Annotated in this window: 18 protein-coding genes and 1 pseudogene; 13 read left to right on the forward strand and 6 right to left on the reverse strand. The window is 71.7% G+C overall.

Annotated features, from left to right (window positions below):
* Positions 1-156: 156 nt before the first annotated feature.
* Complete coding sequence (locus ABH941_RS11700; protein WP_370128854.1) at positions 157-1,005, reverse strand: LysR family transcriptional regulator; 849 nt, start codon at positions 1,003-1,005, stop codon at positions 157-159.
* Positions 1,006-1,100: 95 nt separating this feature from the next.
* Here ABH941_RS11700 and ABH941_RS11705 point away from each other — a divergent pair, with 95 nt between their 5' ends.
* Positions 1,101-1,832 (forward strand): SDR family NAD(P)-dependent oxidoreductase, encoded by a 732-nt coding sequence (locus ABH941_RS11705; protein WP_370128855.1) that lies wholly within the window; start codon positions 1,101-1,103, stop codon positions 1,830-1,832.
* Positions 1,833-1,947: 115 nt separating this feature from the next.
* On the opposite strand, the gene ABH941_RS11710 is transcribed toward ABH941_RS11705, so the two are convergent.
* A complete protein-coding gene (locus ABH941_RS11710; RefSeq protein ID WP_370128857.1) occupies positions 1,948-2,985 on the reverse strand; it encodes a DUF3048 domain-containing protein in 1,038 nt (345 codons plus the stop codon).
* 316 nt (positions 2,986-3,301) lie between these two features.
* On the opposite strand from ABH941_RS11710, the gene ABH941_RS11715 reads away from it, so the two are divergent.
* The 3 genes from ABH941_RS11715 to ABH941_RS11725 all read left to right on the forward strand — a co-directional run bounded on the left by ABH941_RS11715 (position 3,302) and on the right by ABH941_RS11725 (position 5,513).
* Positions 3,302-3,445, forward strand: a complete 144-nt coding sequence (locus ABH941_RS11715) for a hypothetical protein (RefSeq protein ID WP_370128858.1) — start codon at positions 3,302-3,304, stop codon at positions 3,443-3,445.
* Positions 3,446-3,528: 83 nt separating this feature from the next.
* Positions 3,529-5,286, forward strand: coding sequence for an ABC transporter ATP-binding protein (locus tag ABH941_RS11720; RefSeq protein WP_370128859.1), 1,758 nt, complete (start codon positions 3,529-3,531; stop codon positions 5,284-5,286).
* The gene (locus tag ABH941_RS11725; protein ID WP_370129055.1) at positions 5,283-5,513 is read left to right on the forward strand and encodes a PT domain-containing protein; all 231 of its coding nucleotides are present in this window, start codon (positions 5,283-5,285) and stop codon (positions 5,511-5,513) included. Before ABH941_RS11720 ends, ABH941_RS11725 begins: the two co-directional genes overlap by 4 nt.
* On the opposite strand, the pseudogene ABH941_RS11730 reads toward ABH941_RS11725, so the two are convergent.
* Positions 5,411-6,214 (reverse strand): annotated as a pseudogene (locus tag ABH941_RS11730) (helix-turn-helix domain-containing protein); the annotation flags it as partial. The gene ABH941_RS11725 and the pseudogene ABH941_RS11730 overlap by 103 nt on opposite strands.
* Here ABH941_RS11730 and ABH941_RS11735 point away from each other — a divergent pair.
* The 5 genes from ABH941_RS11735 (at position 6,213) to ABH941_RS11755 (ending at position 9,120) form a co-directional block, all read left to right on the forward strand.
* Positions 6,213-6,530: a hypothetical protein gene (locus ABH941_RS11735; protein ID WP_370128860.1), complete on the forward strand. Its 318-nt coding sequence runs from the start codon at positions 6,213-6,215 to the stop codon at positions 6,528-6,530. The pseudogene ABH941_RS11730 and the gene ABH941_RS11735 sit on opposite strands and share 2 nt — an antisense overlap.
* 5 nt (positions 6,531-6,535) lie before the next feature.
* The gene (locus tag ABH941_RS11740) at positions 6,536-6,895 is read left to right on the forward strand and encodes a nuclear transport factor 2 family protein (RefSeq protein WP_370128861.1); all 360 of its coding nucleotides are present in this window, start codon (positions 6,536-6,538) and stop codon (positions 6,893-6,895) included.
* Positions 6,896-7,200: 305 nt separating this feature from the next.
* The gene (locus ABH941_RS11745) at positions 7,201-7,596 is read left to right on the forward strand and encodes an STAS domain-containing protein (protein ID WP_370128862.1); all 396 of its coding nucleotides are present in this window, start codon (positions 7,201-7,203) and stop codon (positions 7,594-7,596) included.
* A gap of 19 nt (positions 7,597-7,615) precedes the next feature.
* Positions 7,616-8,359 (forward strand): ANTAR domain-containing protein, encoded by a 744-nt coding sequence (locus ABH941_RS11750; RefSeq protein ID WP_370128863.1) that lies wholly within the window; start codon positions 7,616-7,618, stop codon positions 8,357-8,359.
* Complete coding sequence (locus tag ABH941_RS11755) at positions 8,356-9,120, forward strand: ANTAR domain-containing protein (RefSeq protein WP_370128864.1); 765 nt, start codon at positions 8,356-8,358, stop codon at positions 9,118-9,120. The genes ABH941_RS11750 and ABH941_RS11755 overlap by 4 nt, the downstream gene beginning before the upstream one ends.
* Before the next feature lie 19 nt (positions 9,121-9,139).
* Here the strand turns inward: ABH941_RS11755 and ABH941_RS11760 are convergent, their stop codons facing one another.
* The gene (locus ABH941_RS11760; protein ID WP_370128865.1) at positions 9,140-9,586 is read right to left on the reverse strand and encodes a cupin domain-containing protein; all 447 of its coding nucleotides are present in this window, start codon (positions 9,584-9,586) and stop codon (positions 9,140-9,142) included.
* A gap of 351 nt (positions 9,587-9,937) precedes the next feature.
* Between ABH941_RS11760 and ABH941_RS11765 the strand changes: the two genes are divergently transcribed.
* Positions 9,938-14,146: a beta strand repeat-containing protein gene (locus ABH941_RS11765; protein ID WP_370128866.1), complete on the forward strand. Its 4,209-nt coding sequence runs from the start codon at positions 9,938-9,940 to the stop codon at positions 14,144-14,146.
* Positions 14,147-14,187: 41 nt separating this feature from the next.
* Positions 14,188-14,772, forward strand: a complete 585-nt coding sequence (locus ABH941_RS11770; protein WP_370128867.1) for a DinB family protein — start codon at positions 14,188-14,190, stop codon at positions 14,770-14,772.
* A 50-nt stretch (positions 14,773-14,822) separates the two neighbouring features.
* Here ABH941_RS11770 and ABH941_RS11775 read toward each other — a convergent pair whose 3' ends face one another.
* Complete coding sequence (locus ABH941_RS11775; protein WP_370128868.1) at positions 14,823-15,518, reverse strand: response regulator; 696 nt, start codon at positions 15,516-15,518, stop codon at positions 14,823-14,825.
* Positions 15,515-16,702: a sensor histidine kinase gene (locus tag ABH941_RS11780; protein WP_370129056.1), complete on the reverse strand. Its 1,188-nt coding sequence runs from the start codon at positions 16,700-16,702 to the stop codon at positions 15,515-15,517. Before ABH941_RS11780 ends, ABH941_RS11775 begins: the two co-directional genes overlap by 4 nt.
* Before the next feature lie 247 nt (positions 16,703-16,949).
* On the opposite strand from ABH941_RS11780, the gene ABH941_RS11785 reads away from it, so the two are divergent.
* On the forward strand, positions 16,950-17,489 hold the full coding sequence (locus ABH941_RS11785) for a hypothetical protein (RefSeq protein WP_370128869.1): 540 nt from the start codon (positions 16,950-16,952) through the stop codon (positions 17,487-17,489).
* 128 nt (positions 17,490-17,617) lie between these two features.
* Positions 17,618-19,615, forward strand: coding sequence for an aldehyde dehydrogenase family protein (locus ABH941_RS11790; RefSeq protein WP_370128870.1), 1,998 nt, complete (start codon positions 17,618-17,620; stop codon positions 19,613-19,615).
* The last annotated feature ends 374 nt before the right edge of the window (positions 19,616-19,989 follow it).

The raw sequence follows: 19,989 nt of genomic DNA on the forward strand, positions 1-19,989 counted from the left end.
AAAGGGGCGTGCTACCGGACGACCGCCCGGCTCGGCCGGGCGCGGCGGGTGCGGACTCCCGGCGACTCTAGGGCCCTCCATGACCGGCAAGATAGAGCCAAACCGCTCCGTGCCCCTTTTTTGGTTCTTCTACTGAACCTGTGGGCGGAATGACCGTCAGAGACGTGTCGCGGTCCGGACGAGGTCGGCGACGGCCTTGGAGCGGCTGTGCGGTGGCCAGGCGATCACGGTGGTGACTCTCGGCGCGTCGAGCACGGGAACGGCGGCGAGGTCACCGTGCAGTTGGGCTCGGCACGACTCCGGTGAGACCGCGCAGGCACGGCCGAGCGCGACGAGTTGCAACAACTGCGCGTGGTCGCGGACCTGCGGGCCGGGGCCGGGCGGGTAGCTGCCGTCGGGGTCGGGCCAGCGAGGCAGGGGCAGGCCCGGCAGTCCGGTGATGTCGGCCATCTGCACATGGGCCCGGACGCTGAGCGGATGCCCGGCCGGCAGGACCACAACCTGGCCCTCCGTGCTGAGCTCCTCGGTATGGAGCCCGGCCGTCGAGTCGAACGGCCGGTGCAGCAGTGCCACGTCGGCCCGGCCCTCGCGCAGGAGCCGTGCCTGCTCGGCCGGGCCGCACAGGATCACCTCGACCGGGACCGCGCCGGGTTCGGCGGCATACGCGTCGAGCAGTTTCGCCAGCAGTTCGCTGGTCGCGCTGGCTTTGGTGACCAGGACCAGGCCGGGACCGCCGATCGCGGAGAGGGCGGCCCGGCGGGTCCGGCGCTCGGCGGCGTCGACCGCGTCCAGGGCCGCCCGGGCCTCGACCAGCAGCACCGCGCCGACCTCGGTCAGCGTGACGTTGCGGCTGGTCCGATCCAGCAGCGCCGCCCCGAGCCGGCGTTCGAGCTTCTGGATCGCCCGTGACAGAGGTGGCTGCGCGATCCCGAGCCGCTGCGCGGCGCGCCCGAAGTGCAGCTCTTCAGCGACAGCGACGAAGTAGCGCAGTTCCCGGGTCTCCATACAGCCACGCTACTCCGGATCAATACCTGGACGGTATCGTCGCCCACCCGATCGGTCTTGGACCCCCGCCGGGCTACGACGGCAGCATGGTCCCTATGAGCGAACAGACGATTGCGCTGGTCACCGGCGGAAACAAGGGAATTGGCTACGAGATCGCCGCGGGCCTGGGCGCCCTCGGCTGGAGCGTGGGCGTCGGGGCCCGCGACGATCAGCGCCGTGAGGCCGCGGTGGAGAAACTGCGCGCGGCCGGCGTCGACGCCTTCGGCGTACCGCTGGACGTGACCGACGACGCGAGCGCGACCGCCGCCGCACGGCTGATCGAGGAGCAGGCCGGGCACCTCGACGTGCTCGTCAACAACGCCGCCATCACCGGCGGCATGCCGCAGGAGCCCACCCGGGTCGATCCCGCCACCATCCGCACGGTCGTGGAGACCAATGTGATCGGCGTCATCCGCGTCACCAACGCGATGCTGCCGCTGCTGCGCCGCTCCGCGTCGCCGCGGATCGTGAACATGTCCAGCAGCGTCGGCTCCCTCACCCGGCAGGCAGGAACCGCGGCCGAGCAGACGACGGGTCCGGTGGCTGCGGCGTACGCACCGTCGAAGACGTTCCTGAACGCCGTCACCCTCCAGTACGCCCGGGAGTTGAGCGGTACCAACATCCTGATCAACGTCGGCTGCCCCGGCTACGTCGCCACCGACCTCAACGGCTTCCGCGGTGTGCGCACCCCAGCACAGGGCGCGGCGATCGCCATCACACTCGCGACCCTGCCCGACGACGGCCCGACCGGACAGTTCTTCGAGGACGCCGGCATCGTGCCCTGGTGACCCAGGTGATGTGGAGATGCCCAGCCCGAACCGGGCATACAGCGGTCGACGGCCACCTGAGCGGACATCCGGTGCCGGGGCGTCGTCCGGTCGCAGCGCACACGGCTGATTCCGGTCAGCCCGCCAGTACGATCCAGGTCCGGCCGGTGGCCAGGTCCATCGGTGCGCCGCCCACGGTGTACTGGGTGGGCGAGGTGTCGGTGGGCTTGGACCACTGGCCGTGCCAGACCCTGCCGTCGCGGTAGAAGTCGGCCGTGCCCTGGCCGGTGGTCTGCGAGAAGACCTCGTTGTCGGGGTGGCCGGCGTTGAAGTCGGTGTACTTGCCGGGGACGACCTGGACGTGCTGGACGATCACATTGGTGGTGCTGAGCCGTCCCTGGTCCGTCGTCGTCCCGGCCCGGCCGTCGACCGAGACCAGCCAACTCGTGCCCGACGCGGTGAAGGCGAAGGACGCGGCGGGCATCCGCACCGCGACGGTGGCGGCGGCCTGGCCGCCGGCCGGTACGGGGCCGAAGCGGAAGCCGACATCCTGGGCCTGGGCCAGGCCGGGGAAGGCGGCGAAGACCTCGGAGGGGCTGATGTAGGTCGGGTCACTGCCGCTGTTGCTGAACAACTGCGGGTCCGCGGTCGCGGTGATGTTCTGCAGGTTCGCCGCCGCGAGGTCGGGCAGCAGGCCGGATACCGCGCCGGAGTAGGCGAGCCCGACCCGACCGTAGGGGGCGAGCAGCGGGATGTCGGTCTGCCGGGCGCTGCGCACCGGGCCGACCCGCGGTGGCGTGTGCCGGCTGTCGAAGACGGCCAGGTAGCGGCTGAGCCCGCCCTCGACGCGGATCACGTAGACCAGGTCGGCCGAGTTCAGGCCGGCCTGCCGGCCTTGCGCGGAACCGACGTTGTCGATTTTCACGGCGAGGACGTGCCCTGCGGTCCCCTCGCCGGTCAGTGGGTTGCCGACCGGCGAGGCGGATGACATGGACGGCTGAGGAGCCGCGCCGCCACCCCCCGGCGTGACGCCGAACCAGATCCCGGCACCGACCACGGCCAGGCCTGCGAGGGCGGCGCCGGTCCGGACGGCGCGTCGGCGCGTGCGGGCACGGTGAGCGCCGGGGCCGCCGGCACTGCTGCCCGCGTGCGGGGCGGTTCCGTCGTCCGTCATCTGCGCTCACCACCCGGGGCTCGCGGGTTCCGCTCCACTCCACCATGCCTCGTACCGGCCGGGAGCGACAGCCCGCAGCTGCCGGGCCGAATTCCCTGGCAATCGGCCCGGTAAATTCCGGGTGAGGTCGGTAATAAATTATAGGTAAGCGGGCGATCGGTTCCGCAGTCGGTCTGAGATCTGCCTCATCCGTAATTCATTGAGGTCTCAGCCGAATTGGCGATTTTCGGGTCCGGCACCCCGTAGTGTTTTCCATGTCGAGAGCGAACAGCGCAAACGGCAGAGGGAATTCACCCGCAGCGAAGAAGGAGCACCCATGAGCTTCCACAAGATCGCCCCGATCGGCCAGAACCGCAAGCCGGCCCCCGCTCCCAAGCCCGCCGCCAGGCCCCTGGCCAAGCCTGCGGCGCGGAAGCCCGCCGCGCCGCGGCCGCGCCCGGTGGGTGGTCAGGGCCGCTAGCAGTCCGCTGCGAGGCGGGGTCCCGGAATTGCTCCGGGTCCCCGCCTCGGCCGTGTTCCGCCGGGAAATGAAGGGGAGTTGACATGGGGGACGTCAGGGCGGCGTTCGCACGCTTCTGGCCGCTGACGCGGGGTGACCGCAGATGGCTTGCGCTGATCGTCGGCTGCGTGGTCGTGGCCGCGCTCACCGAGACGGCGTCGATCCTGCTCTTCGCACGGATCACCGACCATGCGCTGAAAGCCGGTTCGCTCACCGCGTTCTGGGGACCGGCCGGGGCGTGGCTGGGCGCCGCCGTGCTGGGCGCGTTCATCGGCTGTCTCGGCAACTCGCTGGCGGTGTGGACCGCCGAAAGATTCGTCCTGCGACTGCGCGCGGATGTCTTTCGCCACGTCCAGGAACTTCCTCCGGACTTCTTCCAGCGGCACCGCCAGGGGGATCTGGTCGAACGCCTCACCGGCGATGTCGAGGCCATTGAACAGATGGTGGTGTCCGGGGTCGTCGGAACGGTCACCGCGGTCTTCTCGGCGGTCTTCTACGCGGCCGCCGCCCTCTGGATCCGTTGGGACCTGGCCCTGGTCACCTTCGTCCTCGCCCCGCTCTTCCTGCTCGCCGCCCGGCGCTTCTCCGGCCGGATCAGGAAGGCGTCCCAGGAGGAGCGTGCCGCCGACGGCGCGATCACCGCGGTCGTGCAGGAGTCGCTCGGCAACATGGTGCTGACCCAGGCGTACAACCGCCGCCGCGCGGAGGAGAAGCGGCTGGACCGGGAGGCGCGCGCCTGGATGCGCGCGTCCGTACGCGGAGCGCGGGCCGGTGAGATGTACGCGCAGTTCGTCGAGGTCATCGAAACCCTGTGCGTGCTGGCGGTGATCGGCCTGGGCGCCTGGGAGATCTCCCGGGGACGCATGTCCCTGGGCCAACTGCTGGCCTTCGCCGCCTTCCTGGGCTACCTCTACCCGCCGATCCGCAACCTGGGCCAGCTGGGCCTGAGCCTGACCGCCGCCACCGCCGGCGCGCAGCGCCTCCAGGAGATCCTGGACGCCGAGCCCGCGGTCACCGATCCCGCCGACCCGGTCCCGGCCTGGCCGGTCCACGGCCGGGTCAGCTTCCACGGCGCGTCCTTCCGCTACCCCGACGCCGCCCAGGACTCCCTGCACGACGTCACCTTCACGGCGAGCCCGGGCGAACTGGTCGTGGTCACCGGCACCAGCGGCGCGGGGAAGTCGACCCTGTCGAAGCTGCTGACGCGCTTCTACGACCCCACGGCGGGCGCCGTCCGCCTGGACGGCGTCCCCCTGGGCGAACTGCCGCTGGAGTTCCTGCGCGAGAACGTCGCGCTGCTGCCCCAGCAGACCCTCATCGTGCACGGCACGATCCGCGAGAACATCGAGTGCGGCCGGCCGGGCGCCACTGACGAGCAGATCATGCAGGCCGCACGCGATGCCGCCGCGCACGAGTTCATCAGCGCGCTGCCCGAGGGCTACGCGACGCGGATCGCCCCCGGCACAGCGGCACTCTCCGGAGGCCAGCTCCAGCGGATCGCCATCGCCCGCGCGATGCTGCGCGCCGCCCCGGTCATGATCCTGGACGAGCCCACGGCCGGACTGGATTCCGTCGCCGCACGTCAGGTGGTGCAGCCGCTGCGGCGACTGATGGCGGGGCGCACGACCATCGTGATCACGCACGACCTCTCGCTGGCGCCCGACGCGGACCGGATCCTGGTCCTGGACGGCGGACGCCTGGTGGAAGCCGGCACCCATGACGCACTGATGGCCCTGGGCGGAGCGTACGCTGGGCTCGCGACGCCCGGAGCGGCGCGCAGCGCGGTGCCGGCGCCGGTCTGACGCGCGGCCTCGACAGCGGGCCGGCCGACTACTCCGCGCCGACCGCGGGGCCGACCGCGGGGCCGACCGCGGGGCCGACCGCGGGGCCGACCGCGGGGCCGACCGCGGGGCCGACCGCAGGGCCGGAGCCGAGCAGGGCCAGCCGCCGGGCGTCAGGGCTCTCCGGCTCGGCGGTGCCGACCAGCAGGTACTGGCCGGGCGCGGCCTGCACCTCGAAGGTCTGGTAGCTGAGGGTCAGCCGTCCCGCCTGCGGATGGTTGAAGGTCTTGGTCCTGCTGCCCAGCCGGCCGACGTCCTGGCGCTCCCACAGCGCCGCGAACTCCTCGCTCTCGGCGAGCAGGCCGTCGATCAGGGCGCCGGTCCCGGGGTCGTGCGGTTCGTGGCCGTGGGCCAGCCGTAGCGCGGCGACGGTGTCGCGGGCCACGCTGTGCCAGTCGGCGAACAGTTCCCTGGCCGCGGGGTCGCAGAACAGGGCGCGGGCCATGCCGCGCCGGTCCGCCAGCGGGGCGAGCAGGGCGTCGGCGAGCGCGTTCGAGGCGAGGACGTCCAGGCGGCGGTTGACCACGTAGGCCGCGGCCGCAGGAAAGGCGTCCATCAGCCGAAGCAGTTCCGGGGCGACCCGCTCACCGTCCGGGGACGGCGCTTCGGGCCTGGGCACGAGTCCGGCCAGGCGGTAGGCGTGCCAGCAGGCGTCGGAGTCCAGGTGCAGAGCCCGGGCGAGGGCGTCGACGACCTGGCCGGAGGGGTGCCGTTCACGGCCCTGCTCCAGACGGGCGTAGTAGTCGGCGCTCACCCCGGCCAGGACCGCGACCTCCTCGCGCCGCAGTCCGCTGACCCGGCGGCCCTGCGATCCGGGAAACCCCACGTCAGCGGGGCTGAGCCGGGAGCGACGCGCCAGCAGGAATTCACCCAGTTCATTGCCGCCCATGCCTGGATCGTACGCCGCCGGTTCCTGGGAGGCCCGCACCCAGGAAGACCCGTCCTGCCCCCTGCGCGCGATCCGACGCATGCTGGCAGCACCGGTCGGCGCGCCACCCGGCCGCCGACAGTCCGAAAGGCACGCCATGACCTACCCGTCCGCCACGGTCGCCCCGAAGGTGGTCCTGATCACCGGGGCCAGCAGCGGCGTCGGCGACGCCACCGCCGCCGCCCAGGACCGGTACGGACGCGTCGACGTCCTGGTCAGCCGGCCCGCCGACGTGGACGTCAACGAACTCGTCGTCCGACCCACGGCCCAGGGATGACCGCGATGACAACGACGGTGACCGAACAGCAGGTACGCGCCTGGGTCGAGGGCTATGTGCGGGCCTGGACCACCGGCAGCAGGAAGGACATCGCCGCGCTCTTCACCCCGCAGGCCGAGTACCACGAATGGCCCTACGAGACCGACTGGGTCGGCCGCGAGGCGATCATCGACGGCTGGCTCGCCCGCGCCCCGTGGCAGGAGGGCGGCTGGGAGTTCACCTGGTCCGTCCTCACCGTCAACGGGGACACCGCAGCCATCGAGGGCACCGGCCGGTACAAGGAACTGGGCACCTTCGCCAACCTCTGGACCGTGACGTTCGACAGGAACGGCAGGTGCACCATGTTCCGCATGTGGAACAACTAGATCTGATTCGGGCCCGCCGGCCGGCGCTCGGCCGCGGTCGGCGGAGAATGCCGACCGGGAACCGGTTCGGGGGCAGGTCCGGGGGCTATGCTGCGAAGGACGTCCCGGACCCCGGCGTAGACCAGTGCGGTTGCAGTGCGGTACCCGCGGTGAGCGGACGATGCGTCATGTCGTCCCTGTCGCACCAGGTGAAGCCGGTTTCCGCTTCGCTTTCCTGTACAGGTGTCCGACTACCGGGGGTGCGCGGAGGCTGAGACATCAGTCGGCCCCGTGCCGTACCCGGTGGTCACAAGATCTGAGGCGTTATGCCTGTTCTGCCCAGTCTGAACCTCTACCGGCACGATCGGGGAAGCCGCACGACGATCACCCTGGCGGGTGAGATCGACCTGGACACGGCACCGTTGGTGCGGGTGATGGTCGAGGACTGCCTGCGCGCGGGGATCCGCACCATCGACTTCGACCTGACCGTGCTGACCTTCTGCGACGTCACCGGCCTCAACACCTTCCTGGCCGCCGCCGAGAGCACCGCCGGGGTGGGCGGTGCGCTGGTCCTGCACAACCCGCGACCGACAGTGGCCCGGCTCTTCGATGTCACCGGCACGGCCTCCCTCCTGCACCGTCTGCCGTCGGCGCCCTCGCTCCCGGCCGGCGTGGTCCGGCTGCCGCACGCCGTGGTGGCCCCCCAACTGCTGGCCTCGTGAGAGAGGTTGGGGGCGTCGGGTGATCAGCCACCGGATGGCCGACGTCCTGCGGGTGCTGGAGTCGGGTGAGGGGCCGGCCCCGGTCGCCGACGTCATCGCGATGGCCGCCGGGGCTCTGGGCGTGGACGGCATGGCGGTCTCCCTGGTCACCGATGACGACCTCGCCGAGCTCCTGTGGTGCTCGGACGGGACCACGCGCCACTTCGAGGACCTGCAGCTCACCCTGGGCGAGGGGCCGGGACCGGACGCGGTGCGCACCGGGGCCATGGTGTGGGTGCCGGACCTGGCGGGTGTGCGCCCGGCCAGGTGGCCCGCCCTGGCCATGGAGGCCCCCGACCTCATGACCCGGGCGGTGTTCTGCTTCCCGTTGGGCATCGGCGCGATCCGGGTCGGGGTGCTGACCGCCGTGCGCCGCACCCCGGGGCCGATGAGCGCCCAGCAGACCGACGACGCGCTGGTCCTGGCCGACGCGCTGACCGTGGCGTGCCTGGGCAGCGGTGCGGAACCGCCGGGTGCGGCGGCGCCGGCGCTGGTCCCGCAGGCGTTGCAGCGTGCCGTGGTGCACCAGGCGACCGGGATGGTCAGCGTCCAGCTTGCGGTCTCCCTGCCCCAGGCCCTGCTGCGGTTGCGCGCGCATGCTTACAGCAGCGGACGTTCCATCACCGACGTCTCCAAGGACGTGGTGGACCGCCGACTGCGGCTGGGCCACTCCCTCAACGGCGCGGACCCGAGCACCGAAGTAGAGAGGGACGGATCGCCATGACCCGCGAGCAACGCATGACCGAGGTCTTCGTGGAAGTCGCCGACTCGCTGATCGACGACTTCGACCTGATCGACTTCCTCCAGCAGCTCTCGGTGCGCTGCATGGAACTGCTGGACGTGGCGGCGGTCGGCATCCTGCTCGCCGACCAGCACGACAACCTGCAGACCATGGCCGCCTCCGACGAGCACACCCGGCTGCTGGAACTCTTCGCCCTGCAGCACGACCAGGGCCCGTGCGTGGAGTGCTACAAGAGCGGCACCGCCCGCACCAACATCGACCTGAGCGATCCTCGGATCACGGCGGACTGGCCGGAGTTCGCCGCCCGGGCCGCGGGGACCGGGTTCGTGACCGCCAACGCGCTGCCGCTGCGGCTGCGCGGACGCGTCATCGGCGCGGTCGGCCTGTTCCAGACCTCCCCCGTCCCGCTGAGCGACCAGGACATCGCCCTGGCCCAGGCGCTGGCCGATGTGGCGACCATCGCGATCCTGCAGCAGCGCACCCTGGACCACAGCCAGATCGAACGCGCCCAGCTCCAGTCCGCCCTGACCAGCCGTATCGCGCTGGAGCAGGCCAAGGGCATCCTCGCCGAACGCTGGCAGGTCACCGTCGACGAGGCGTTCGCCGCCTTCCGCGGCTACGCCCGCGCCCACCAGCGCCAACTCGCCAAACTGGCCCGCGAGATCGCCGACGGCACCTTCGACACCACCGCGATCCCGCACCCGCGCCACCCGACAGCCAGGCGCCGAGGTCAGGCAGGCTGAGGCCAGGCCGGAGCTGACGTCAGGCCGGTTCGGTGGCGTAGGGGGCCATCGCCTCGATGGTCGCCTCGGGGGTGAACGGACGGCCGCCGGCGACCATGTCCCGCAGATCCCGGAAGTAGTTGACGTACAGGTCCGGGGTGAAAGTGTTGAGCAGGACCGTGGGCTCGCCGGTCGGGTTGGCGAAGGTGTGCGGCGCTCCGGGCGGGACCATGACCAGCGTTCCGGCGGGTGCGTCGTAGCTGGTCTCGCCGACGGTGAAGCGCGCGGTGCCGGACACCACGTAGAAGCCCTCGTCGTGCCGGGCGTGACGGTGCTGCGGCGGCCCGTCGGTGTGCGGCGCCACGGTGATCTCGGCCATCCCGAGCCGGTGTCCGGTGGTCGAGCCGTCCTCCAGGATCCGGATGCGGGTCGGGCCGAGCTGGATCGACTCGCCGTCGTCCGGGCCCACTACCGATACGTCTGTCATGTGATCCTCCAGCTGGGATAGCCTGCCTTCATTATGATAGCCGACTCTCGTCATTGGTGTGAACACTCCTGAGGATTATTGATCGGTGCATGCAGACGGAGGCGGATGGAGGCGGCCCCCGCTTTGATAACAACCTGGACCCCAGTGATGCCAGTGAATGTGTGTGCGTGGTAAGAACAGCGTGCCTAATTAGTAACGCGCCTGCGTGAGTGCCGGACGCGCCTGGGGGAGGGGTCCGGCTTGCCCGGTCAGTTCATATCCGCGCTTTGCGGTCGGTACCGCAGTCAGAGTCACCACCGGACCGGGCGGGCGCGGCTCCGCCGCACGCGGTTCGGATCGGCGCTCTCCTCCGTGGTCGCCGCGGCCCTGGTCGGCGCGCTGACCGTGGCCGTCGCACCGCCCGCGCGGGCCGACCAGAGCACCCAGGGCGTCGACAACCTGCGGACCAACTGGGACAAGACCGAGACCACGCTGTCGCCGGCCGTCGTGCAGTCCTCCGCGTTCGGAAAGCTCTTCGCCACCCAGCTCGACGGGCAGGTCTACGCCCAGCCGCTGGTGATCGGCAGCCAGGTGCTCGCGGTCACCGAGAACAACACCCTCTACGGCCTCAACTCCAGCACCGGCGCGATCAGTTGGAGCAAGAACTACGGCGCCGCCTGGCCCGCCTCGGCGATCGGCTGCAGCGATCTGACACCCAGCGTCGGCGCGACCGCGACGCCCGTCTACGACGCCGCGAGCAACACCCTGTACTTCACCACCAAGGTCGACGACGGCACCACCACCCATCTCCACCCGCAGTGGCTGATGCACGCCGTGGACCCGGGCTCCGGCGCCGAGCGCAGCGGCTGGCCGGTCACCATCGCCGGCAGCCCCGGCAACGATCCCAGCGCGACCTTCAACGCCTTCTACGAGCAGCAGCGCCCCGGGCTGCTGCTGCTCGACGGCGTCGTCTACGCGGGCTTCGGCGCGCACTGCGACGTGAAGCCGTACCGCGGCTACGTCGTCGGCGTGAGCACCACCACGCACAGCATCACCTCAATGTGGACCACCGAGACCGGGACCGGCGCCAGCGGCGCCGGCATCTGGCAGTCCGGCGGCGGCCTGGTGTCCGACGGCTCCGGACGGATCTTCTTCAGCACCGGGAACGGCATCAGCCCCGCCCCCGGCACCGGCACGAACGGGACCGGCTACCTCGCCGAGTCCGTGGTGCGGCTCCAGGTCGGCGCCAACGGGGCGCTGAGCACAGGGGACTACTTCAGCCCGAGCAACGCCGCCACCCTGGACCTGAACGACCAGGACGTGTCCTCCGGCGCGCCGATGGCCCTGCCCGACGGCTTCGGCACCACCTCGCACCCGCACCTGCTGGTGCAGCAGGGCAAGGACGGCCGGGTGTTCCTGCTGGACCGGGACAACCTCGGCGGCATGGGCCAGGGCTCCGGCGGCGGCAACGCCGTGGTCGGCGTGACCGGTCCCTACCAGGGACAGTGGGGCCACCCCGCGTTCTGGGGAGGCGACGGCGGCTATGTCTACCTCATCGGCAACAACGGCCCGCTGCGCGCGCTCAAGTACGGCGTCAACGGGGCCGGCAACCCCGCGCTGACCCTCACCGGGCAGAGCCAGGACGTGTTCGGCTACACCAGCGGATCCCCGGTGGTCACCTCCAACGGGACCGACTCCTCCAGCGCCCTGGTGTGGATGGTCTCCGCGACCGCGGCCTCCGGGGCGGGCGGCACCCTGCGCGCCTACAGCCCGACCCCCGACAGCAACGGCCTGCTGCCGCTGCTCTGGTCCGCGCCGGTCGGCACCGCCGCCAAGTTCAGCACCCCCACCGTCAGCGGCGGCAAGGTGTACGTCGGCACCAGGGACGGCCTGCTCTACGGCTTCGGCAGCCCCGCGCGCACTGCGGTCACCGCCGCCGCGCTCGACCTGGGACAGGTCGCCGTCGGCAGCACCGGCAGCGGCACCATGACGCTGACGGCCACTCAGGGCGTCACCGTGACCGGCCTGACCGCGTCCGCCTCGTTCTCCGTCACCGCGCCGACGCTGCCCCAGGCGCTGGCCACCGGTGCCATGCTGGACGTGCCGATCAGCTTCTCGCCGACCACCACCGGGGGCGTCAACGGAACACTGACGGTCGCTCTCTCGGACGGCGAGAAACTGGTCTTCGCCCTGCACGGCGTGGGCACCAAACCCGGGCTGGGCGCGGCGCCGACCGCACTGGCCTTCGGGACCGTGCCCACCGGCACCACCTCGACCGTGAACCTGCAGATCACCAACACCGGAACCGATCCGGAGACGCTCGGCACGATCACCGCCCCGTCCGCTCCCTTCACCGCCTCCGGACTGCCGGCCGCGGGCACCGTGGTGGCACCCGGCAACTCCTTCGTGGCCTCGGTGACCTACACCCCGGCCGGGACCCAGGCCGACAGCTCCGCCCTGACGATCGCCAGCAGCAGCAGCGGCGGCGCTCACACGCTCAGCGTCCCGATCACCGGCACCGCCATCGTCGGCCAGGGCCACCTGACCTTCTCGGCGGCCTCGGTGGACTTCGGCTCGGTGGCGGTGGGCAGCTCCAAGTCGCTCTCCTTCTCCATCACCAACACCGGCAACATCCCGGTGACCGTCACCAAGGCCAAGGCTCCCGACGGCGACTTCACCAGCCCGACGCCGCTGTCCGAGGGCCTGATCATCGGCCCGAACCAGACCGCGGTGCAGAGCGTCACCCTCACCCCGACCACGGCCGGGACGCTGACCGGCGCCTACGAGGTCACCGGGGACGGCGTCAACGCCGACGGGACCCCGCAGGGCGCGATGTACGAGCAGTTCACCGCCACCGGCACCGGTACGGCCATCACCACCTCGGCGCAGACCGGCCCCTGGAAGGCGAACGGCACGGCGGTACTGCCCGGCGACGGCAGCATCCAGCTCAACCCGGCGACGGCCGGCTCGGCCGGCACGGCCGTCTTCACCAGGCCGCTGGTCACCGACGGGCTGCGCGCCACCTTCACCGCGAAGCTGGGCCCCGGCAGCGGCGGCGACGGGATGACCCTGTCCCTGCTCGACCCGGCCGCGACCACTACCAGCGCACTGGGCGCGACCGCCTCCGGCCTGGGCATCGGCGGGCAGCCGGGCGTGGTGGTCGCGCTCAGTACCGGCTACAACAGCAAGCTCAACTCGTCCAACTTCGTCGGCGTCGGATACAGCACCGCGGGCTCGACCGCGATCTCCTATCTGGCCACCGCCAAGCTCAGCACCTCGCTGCGGCAGGGCACCCACCAGGTCGACGTGAGCGTCACCGGCGGCCATGTCTATGTGTCGGTGGACGGGCTGCAGGTGATCGACGCGACCCCGACGCTCACCTCCTCTGCACTGCTCGCCTTCTCCGGCGCCACCGGCGGTCAGGTCGACGCCCATGCGGTGAACGCGCTGGTCGTCAGTGCCACCCCGGTCGCGAGCCGGCTCGTCCCGATCACTCCGACGCGGTTCCTGGACACCCGTGCGGGTACGGGTGCGGCGAAGGCGCGGGTCGGCGCCGGTGGGGTGGTGCGGTTGCAGGTGGCCGGGGTGAACGGGGTTCCGGCGACCGGGGTCAGCGCGGTGGTGATGAACGTGACGGCGGTCAACCCCACGGCGGGCAGCTATGTGACGGCGTATCCGGACGGGCAGAAGCTGCCGGTGGTCTCCAACCTGAACTTCAACGCCGGCCAGACCATCGCCAACCTGGTGGTGGTGCCGGTGACCAACGGGATCGTGGACCTCTACAACAGCACCGGCCAGGTGGACCTGGTCGCCGACGTCACCGGGTACTACACGGCGGCAGGCGGCGGCTCGGCGCTGACCGCGATCACTCCGACGCGGTTCCTGGACACCCGTGCGGGTACGGGTGCGGCGAAGGCGCGGGTCGGCGCCGGTGGGGTGGTGCGGTTGCAGGTGGCCGGGGTGAACGGGGTTCCGGCGACCGGGGTGACCGCGGTGGTGATGAACGTGACGGCGGTCAACCCCACGGCGGGCAGCTATGTGACGGTGTACCCGGACGGGCAGTCGCTGCCGACGTCCTCCAACCTGAACTTCCCGGCCGGCCAGACCATCGCCAACCAGGTGCTGGTCCCGGTGGTGAACGGGGTGGTGGACCTGTACAACAGCTCCGGCCAGGTGGACCTGCTCGCCGACGTCAGCGGATACTTCTCCGCCACCGGCGCGCTGTTCTCAACGGCGGGCCCGGTACGGATCATGGACACCCGGAGCGGCCTCGGCGGCACGTCCGGCGCGGTCGGACCTGGCGGCACGGTGACCCTGCAGGTGACCGGGGCCAACGGGGTGCCGGCCACCGGGGTCACCGCGGTGGTGCTCAATGTGACCGCGGTCGCCCCCACGGCCGGCAGCTACCTGACGGTGTATCCGCACGGGCAGTCGCTGCCGGTGGTCTCCAACCTGAACTTCCCGGCCGGCCAGACCATCGCCAACCAGGTGGTGGTCCCGGTGGTGGACGGGAAGGTCGTCTTCTACAACGGCGCCGGCAGCGTCCAGGTCATCGCCGACCTGAACGGCTACTTCAGCTGACCGCCGCCGTCATGGCAGCCGTCCCGATAGGGTCGGCTGCCATGACCAGCGACAGCGACATCGAGAGCGGCATCGACACCGGCACCGACATCGACATCGACGAGCAGGGACGCCCGGAGCCGCCGCTCGCGGCCGACGAGTACGGCACGGTGGTGGGCTTCCTGGAGTACCAGCGGGCGACCCTGGCATGGAAGTGCGCCGGGCTGGACGCGGCGGATCTGGGCACCACGATCGCCGCGTCCACGATGACCCTGGGCGGGATGCTCAAACACCTGGCCTATGTGGAGGACCACTGGTTCTCCCGGTCACTGCACGACCGCGAGCCGGGCGCGCCGTGGGACACGGTTGACTGGAAGGCCGACCCGGACTGGGACTGGCACTCGGCGGCGGAGGACACCCCGGAGCAGCTGCACGCGCTCTGGCAGGCGGCCTGCGCCCGCTCCCGCGCCCAGCTGGCGGAGGCCCTGGCGCAGGGCGGCCTGGAGCAGCCGGCCCGGCGCTCCTGGTCCGACGGCCGGGCGCCGAGCCTGCGCTGGATCCTGCTGCACATGATCGAGGAGTACGCGCGCCACAACGGCCACGCCGACCTGCTGCGTGAGGCGGTGGACGGCGCCACCGGGGAGTGAGCGCCGCAGCCAGTGGCGGTGGCAGTCGCAGTCGCAGTGGTGACGCCGCGTCAGTCGAGCTGGTGGCGCCGGGCGTAGGCGACGGCCGCGGTGCGGTCGCGGGAGCCGGTCTTGGCGAAGATCCGGTTGATGTGCGTCTTGACGGTGTGTCCGCTGAGCACGAGTGCGGCGGCGATCTCGGGGTTGTTCAGGCCCCGGGCGATCAGGGTGAGGATCTCCGCCTCACGCTGGGTCAGGCCGTCCGGCAGCTGGAGGTGCGCGGGGCCCCGGTGCGCCGGGCCCCGCTGCGGGGCGGCGGGTGCGCCGGCGGTCGGCGTGGTGGCGGCGAGCAGGGTGGCCTGGACGCGCGGGTCCATCACGGCCAGGCCGCCGGCCGCGGCGTGCAGGGCGCGGGCGATGTCGGTGCGGTCGGCGTCCTTGGTGAGGTAGCTGCGCGCCCCGGCCCGCAGCGCGTCCAGGACGGAGCTGTCGTCGGCATAGGTGGTGAGCACGACCACGGCGACGGACGGGTGCTCCGCGGTCAGCCGGCGGGTGGTCTCGATGCCGTCCAGGACGGGCATCCGCAGATCCAACAGGATCGCGTCCGGCCGGTGCTCGGCTACCAGCTCCAGGGCCTGCGCGCCGTCGGCGGCGGCGCCGACGACGGCGATGTCGGGCAGGGCGTCGAGGAGCAGCACCAGGCCTTCACGGACGCTGGCCTGGTCGTCGGCGACGACGACGCGCAAGGGGGTGGGGGCGCTGGTCATGACACCAGTGTCCCGGGTTCCGGGTCCGGATTCCCGTCGGGGTGGGGCAGCTGCGCGGTGACCGTCCAGGCGTCGTCGCCCTGCGGGCCCGCCGTGAGCGTGCCGTTGAGCAGGCGCAGCCGTTCACGCATCCCGATGAGTCCGTACCCGCCGGTGATGCTGCCCGCGTTCGACGCCGAGCGAGGGTTGTGGGCGACCGGGTTGGTGACGGTGACGACGGTGAGCGCGTCGGTGCATCGGAGGCCCACGGTGACCGGCTGGCCCGGGGCGTGCTTGGCGGCGTTGACCAGGGCCTCCTGGACGATGCGCAGCAGGGCGAGGGTGGCGTCGGCGGGAAGCGGCCGCGGGGTTCCGTCGATGTCGACGGCGACGGCGGCACCGTGCCGGCGGGAGTGGGTGTCGGCCGCGCGGGCGATCTCCTGGTCGAGCGGGAGCTGGTCGGTGCGCAGGGCGTGCACTGCGCGCCGGGTCTCGACCAGGCCCTCGGAGGCCATCCGCTGCGCGGCGGCCAGCAGTTCCACCGCCTTGTCGATGTCCTGGCTGTCCGTCAGGACCGCTCGGGCGACCTGGATCTGGATGCCCAGCGCGCCCAGGGAGTGGGCCAGCACATCGTGGATCTCGCGGGCGATCCGGGCCCGCTCGTCCAGCACCTCGGTCCGCCGCTGCTGGAGCTGGAGCTGCTCGTACTGCGCCAGCAGCGCGGCGGACTGCTCCGCCTGCACCTGGTAGCCCCGCCGGGTGCGGCCCAGCAGCAGTCCGACGACCAGCAGCAGCGGGTAGCCGATCGTGGTGCCGATGCCGTCGCCGAGGGCGATCGCGCCGAACGCGACGGTCACGATCCCGGTCCCGGCCACGATGCAGGCAGGCAGCAGTTCGAGGTCGCTGCCGACGACCAGCGCTCCCACCACCGCGAAGGCCACCATGCCGTCACCGTGGGGAAGGGTGCAGCCCAGCCCGCCGGCGGTGACGACCACACCGAGCACCGGCCCCAGCAGCCGGATCCGGTGAGGTGCCAGGGGCGGGATCAGATCGAGCAGGCTCCATCCGGCGATCCCCAGGCAGAGGACGGCGTACACGGCGATCTTCAGCACCCGGACGTGGGGGGCGACCGGAGGAGCGTCGAAGAGCAGCACTCCCACGACGGCAGTGCCGGCGACGCGCACCAGGAAGGCGGCCCGGCGCATTGCGTTCACGTTCTCTCCTGCTCTCCTGGGGCGGCGGGTCAGCGGGCCGGCAGGTGGACGGCCCGGTACGTCCCGAGGGTAGACACGCCGGCGGTACCACCGCGTCACCGCAGGGGTTGACGCCGACCTGGTACCGGGGGCGTCGGCAAGGTCAGCCCGCGGCTCAACCCGGGCTCCGATTCGCCGCCGGGCGCCGACGCGGAGAGTGGGTCCCATCACCCCGCAATCCTCACCGAGGGAGCCCGCCATGTTGTCCGAACTCACCCAGGCCATGATCGTCAACGGTGCCGTGCTGGTTGCTGTGCTCCACAGCGACCTGGGCAGCGAGCGCAAGATCGGTCCGATGCGGATCCTGCGTCCCCTGGTTCTGGCGGGCGCCGTGATCCCGCTGTTCGTCCAGAGCCCGGCCACCCACGGAACCGGGCTGGCCGTGGAGCTGGCCGGGATCGCCGCGGGCCTGCTCGGCGGCCTGGTCGCGGTCGCGCTGATGGCCGTCCACCGCAGCCGAGAGACGGGCCGGCCGGTCAGTCGGGCCGGAACGCCGTACGCCCTGCTGTGGATCGTGGTCATCGGCGCCCGGGCGGCCTTCTCCTACGGCTCCTCGCACTGGTTCCCGGCCCAGCTGACCAGCTGGTGCATCGCCCACCAGGTCACCGGCGCGGCCATCACCGACGCGCTCATCGTGATGGCGGTGGCCATGCTGCTCACCCGCACCATTGGCCTCGGCGCGCGGGCGGCCCGGCTGCCTGCCGCTGCCACGGCGTCCGGTGCCCTGCGCGCGGCCTGATGGTGCTGAGGCTGCTGAGGACGACATGCGCGGGCAATTGATTGACAATGTCAACCATTAAGGTCTACCGTCGATCCATTGCTTGAACACATGAACCATCTAGGTCCTCAAGGCTCAGGAGCACCACCATGACCGCCGTCCTCTTCGTCGTCACCGGCGCCACCCACTGGACCCTGGCCGACGGCACCCCGCACCCCACCGGGTTCTGGGCCGAGGAGCTCGTCGAGCCGCACCGGATCTTCACCGAGGCGGGCTACCGGATCACCGTCGCCACCCCCGACGGGGTCCCTGCCCCCGTCGACCGGGGCAGTCTGGCGGCCGCGGTCAACGGCGGCCAGGAGCAGGCCGATCGTCTCAGCGCCTACCTCGACTCGATCCGCGACACGCTGGAGGCCCCGGCCAAGCTGGCGGAAATTGACCCGGACGCGTTCGACCTGGTCTTCTACCCCGGCGGTCACGGTCCGATGGAAGACCTGGCGGTGGACCAGGCCTCCGGCCGGATCCTCACCCGCGCCCTGGACTCCGGCAGGCCGCTGGGCGTGGTCTGCCACGCACCCGCCGCGCTGCTCGCCGCCCGCCGTGAGGACGGCAGCTGGCCCTTCGCCGGCTACCGGATGACCGCCTTCACCAATGCCGAGGAGACCGCGGCAGGTCTCGCGGCCAAGGCGAAATGGCTGCTCCAGGACCGCCTGGTCGAGCTCGGCGCCGATTTCGACGAGGCCGCGCCGTTCACTCCGCACACGGTGATCGACCGCAATCTGTACACCGGCCAGAACCCGGGGTCCTCCGCCGAGCTGGCCCGGACGCTGGTGGACGCCGTCTCCGTCGATCCGGCCACGGTGGTGGCCCGGGTGCGAGCCACCTTCGCCAGCGGCCGGACGAAGCCGCTGGCGTGGCGGCTGGCCCAGTTGAGCGCCCTGCGCGCGCTGCTGGTCGAGCAGTCCGACGCGTTCCTCGCCGCGCTCAACGCCGACCTGGGCAAGAGCGCGACCGAGGCGCAGCGCAGCGAGGTCGGGTTCGTCGTGAACGAGATCGACCACACGGTGGCGCACCTGGAGGAGTGGCTGCGCCCGAAGCCGGCCGGTGTCCCCGCCGCCTTCATGCCGGCCGAGGCCCGCGTGGTCCGTGACCCGCTCGGCGTGGTCCTGATCATCGCCCCGTGGAACTATCCGCTGCAGCTGGCCCTCGCGCCGCTGGTCGGCGCGCTCGCAGCGGGCAACACGGCCGTGGTCAAGCCCAGCGAGATGACCCCGGCGACCTCCGCCGCGATGGCCCGGCTGATTCCGCGCTACCTCGACCGGGAGGTCGTGACCGTCGTCGAGGGCGCCGTGGCGGAGACCACCGCGCTGCTGGAGCAGCGCTTCGACCACATCTTCTACACCGGCAACGGCGCGGTCGGACGGATCGTCATGACCGCCGCCGCCAAGCACCTCACCCCGGTCACCCTGGAACTGGGCGGCAAGAGCCCCGCCGTGGTCGAGCCGGGCGCCGACCTGGCGGTCACCGCGCAGCGGATCGCCCGCGGCCGGTTCCAGAACGCCGGCCAGACCTGCGTCGCCCCCGACTACGTGCTCGCCATCGGCGGCACCGCCACCGCGCTGGAAGCTGAACTGGTCACCGCGGTGCGGGCGCTGTACGGGGAGGACCCGGCGGCCAACCCCGAGTACGGACGGATCGTCAACGAGCGCCACCACGACCGGCTCACCGCACTGCTGGGCGACGGACGGGTCGTCACCGGCGGCGCCCACGACCGGGCCAGCCGCTACCTGGCGCCGACCGTCCTGGCCGACGTCTCGCCCGAGGCTCCGGTGATGCAGGCGGAGATCTTCGGCCCGGTACTGCCGATCGTGAGCGTTCCCGACCTCGACGCGGCGATCGCCTTCATCAACGAGCGGGACAAGCCGCTCGCCCTGTACGCCTTCACCGCATCGGAGCAGACCAAGCAGCGCCTGGCGGAGGAGACCTCCTCCGGCGGCCTGGTCTTCGGCCTCACCGTCGCGCACCTGGCCGTGCCCGAACTGCCCTTCGGCGGTGTGGGTGAGAGCGGCATGGGGCGTTACCACGGCGAGTACTCCATCGACACCTTCAGCCACCTGAAGGCCGTCCTGGACAAGCCCCTCGGCTGACGCTGCCTCTACGCGATCGGACTCATGCTGCTCTCCGACGCGGCCTTCGCCGCGCTCGCGCAGCGGGGTTCGGGGTCCGTCGCGCGGCCGAGCCCCCTTCCGGCGGCCGGGTTTCCCGTGCGCGCTTGCTCCCGCTGACCGTCGGTCGCCTCCGTGGGGCGCGCCGGTCGGTCCCTGGCTGGGGTGGCTCGGCTCCGCCTCGCGGCAACCACGAGGAGCGGGGGCGGTCGGCGGGGCGTGCGTTGCCGGGTGCGCGCCGGTGCCGGGCCTGCAGAAACCTTTCTTCGAGCCGGATTGCCCGTGCTGGGGGGAGTTACAACCATGCTGGGGTGAATTACACCCATATATGGTTGCTACGCCCCCCAGCGTGGTTG

The organism is Streptacidiphilus sp. EB103A, from assembly GCF_041261405.1.
GTDB lineage: Bacteria > Actinomycetota > Actinomycetes > Streptomycetales > Streptomycetaceae > Streptacidiphilus.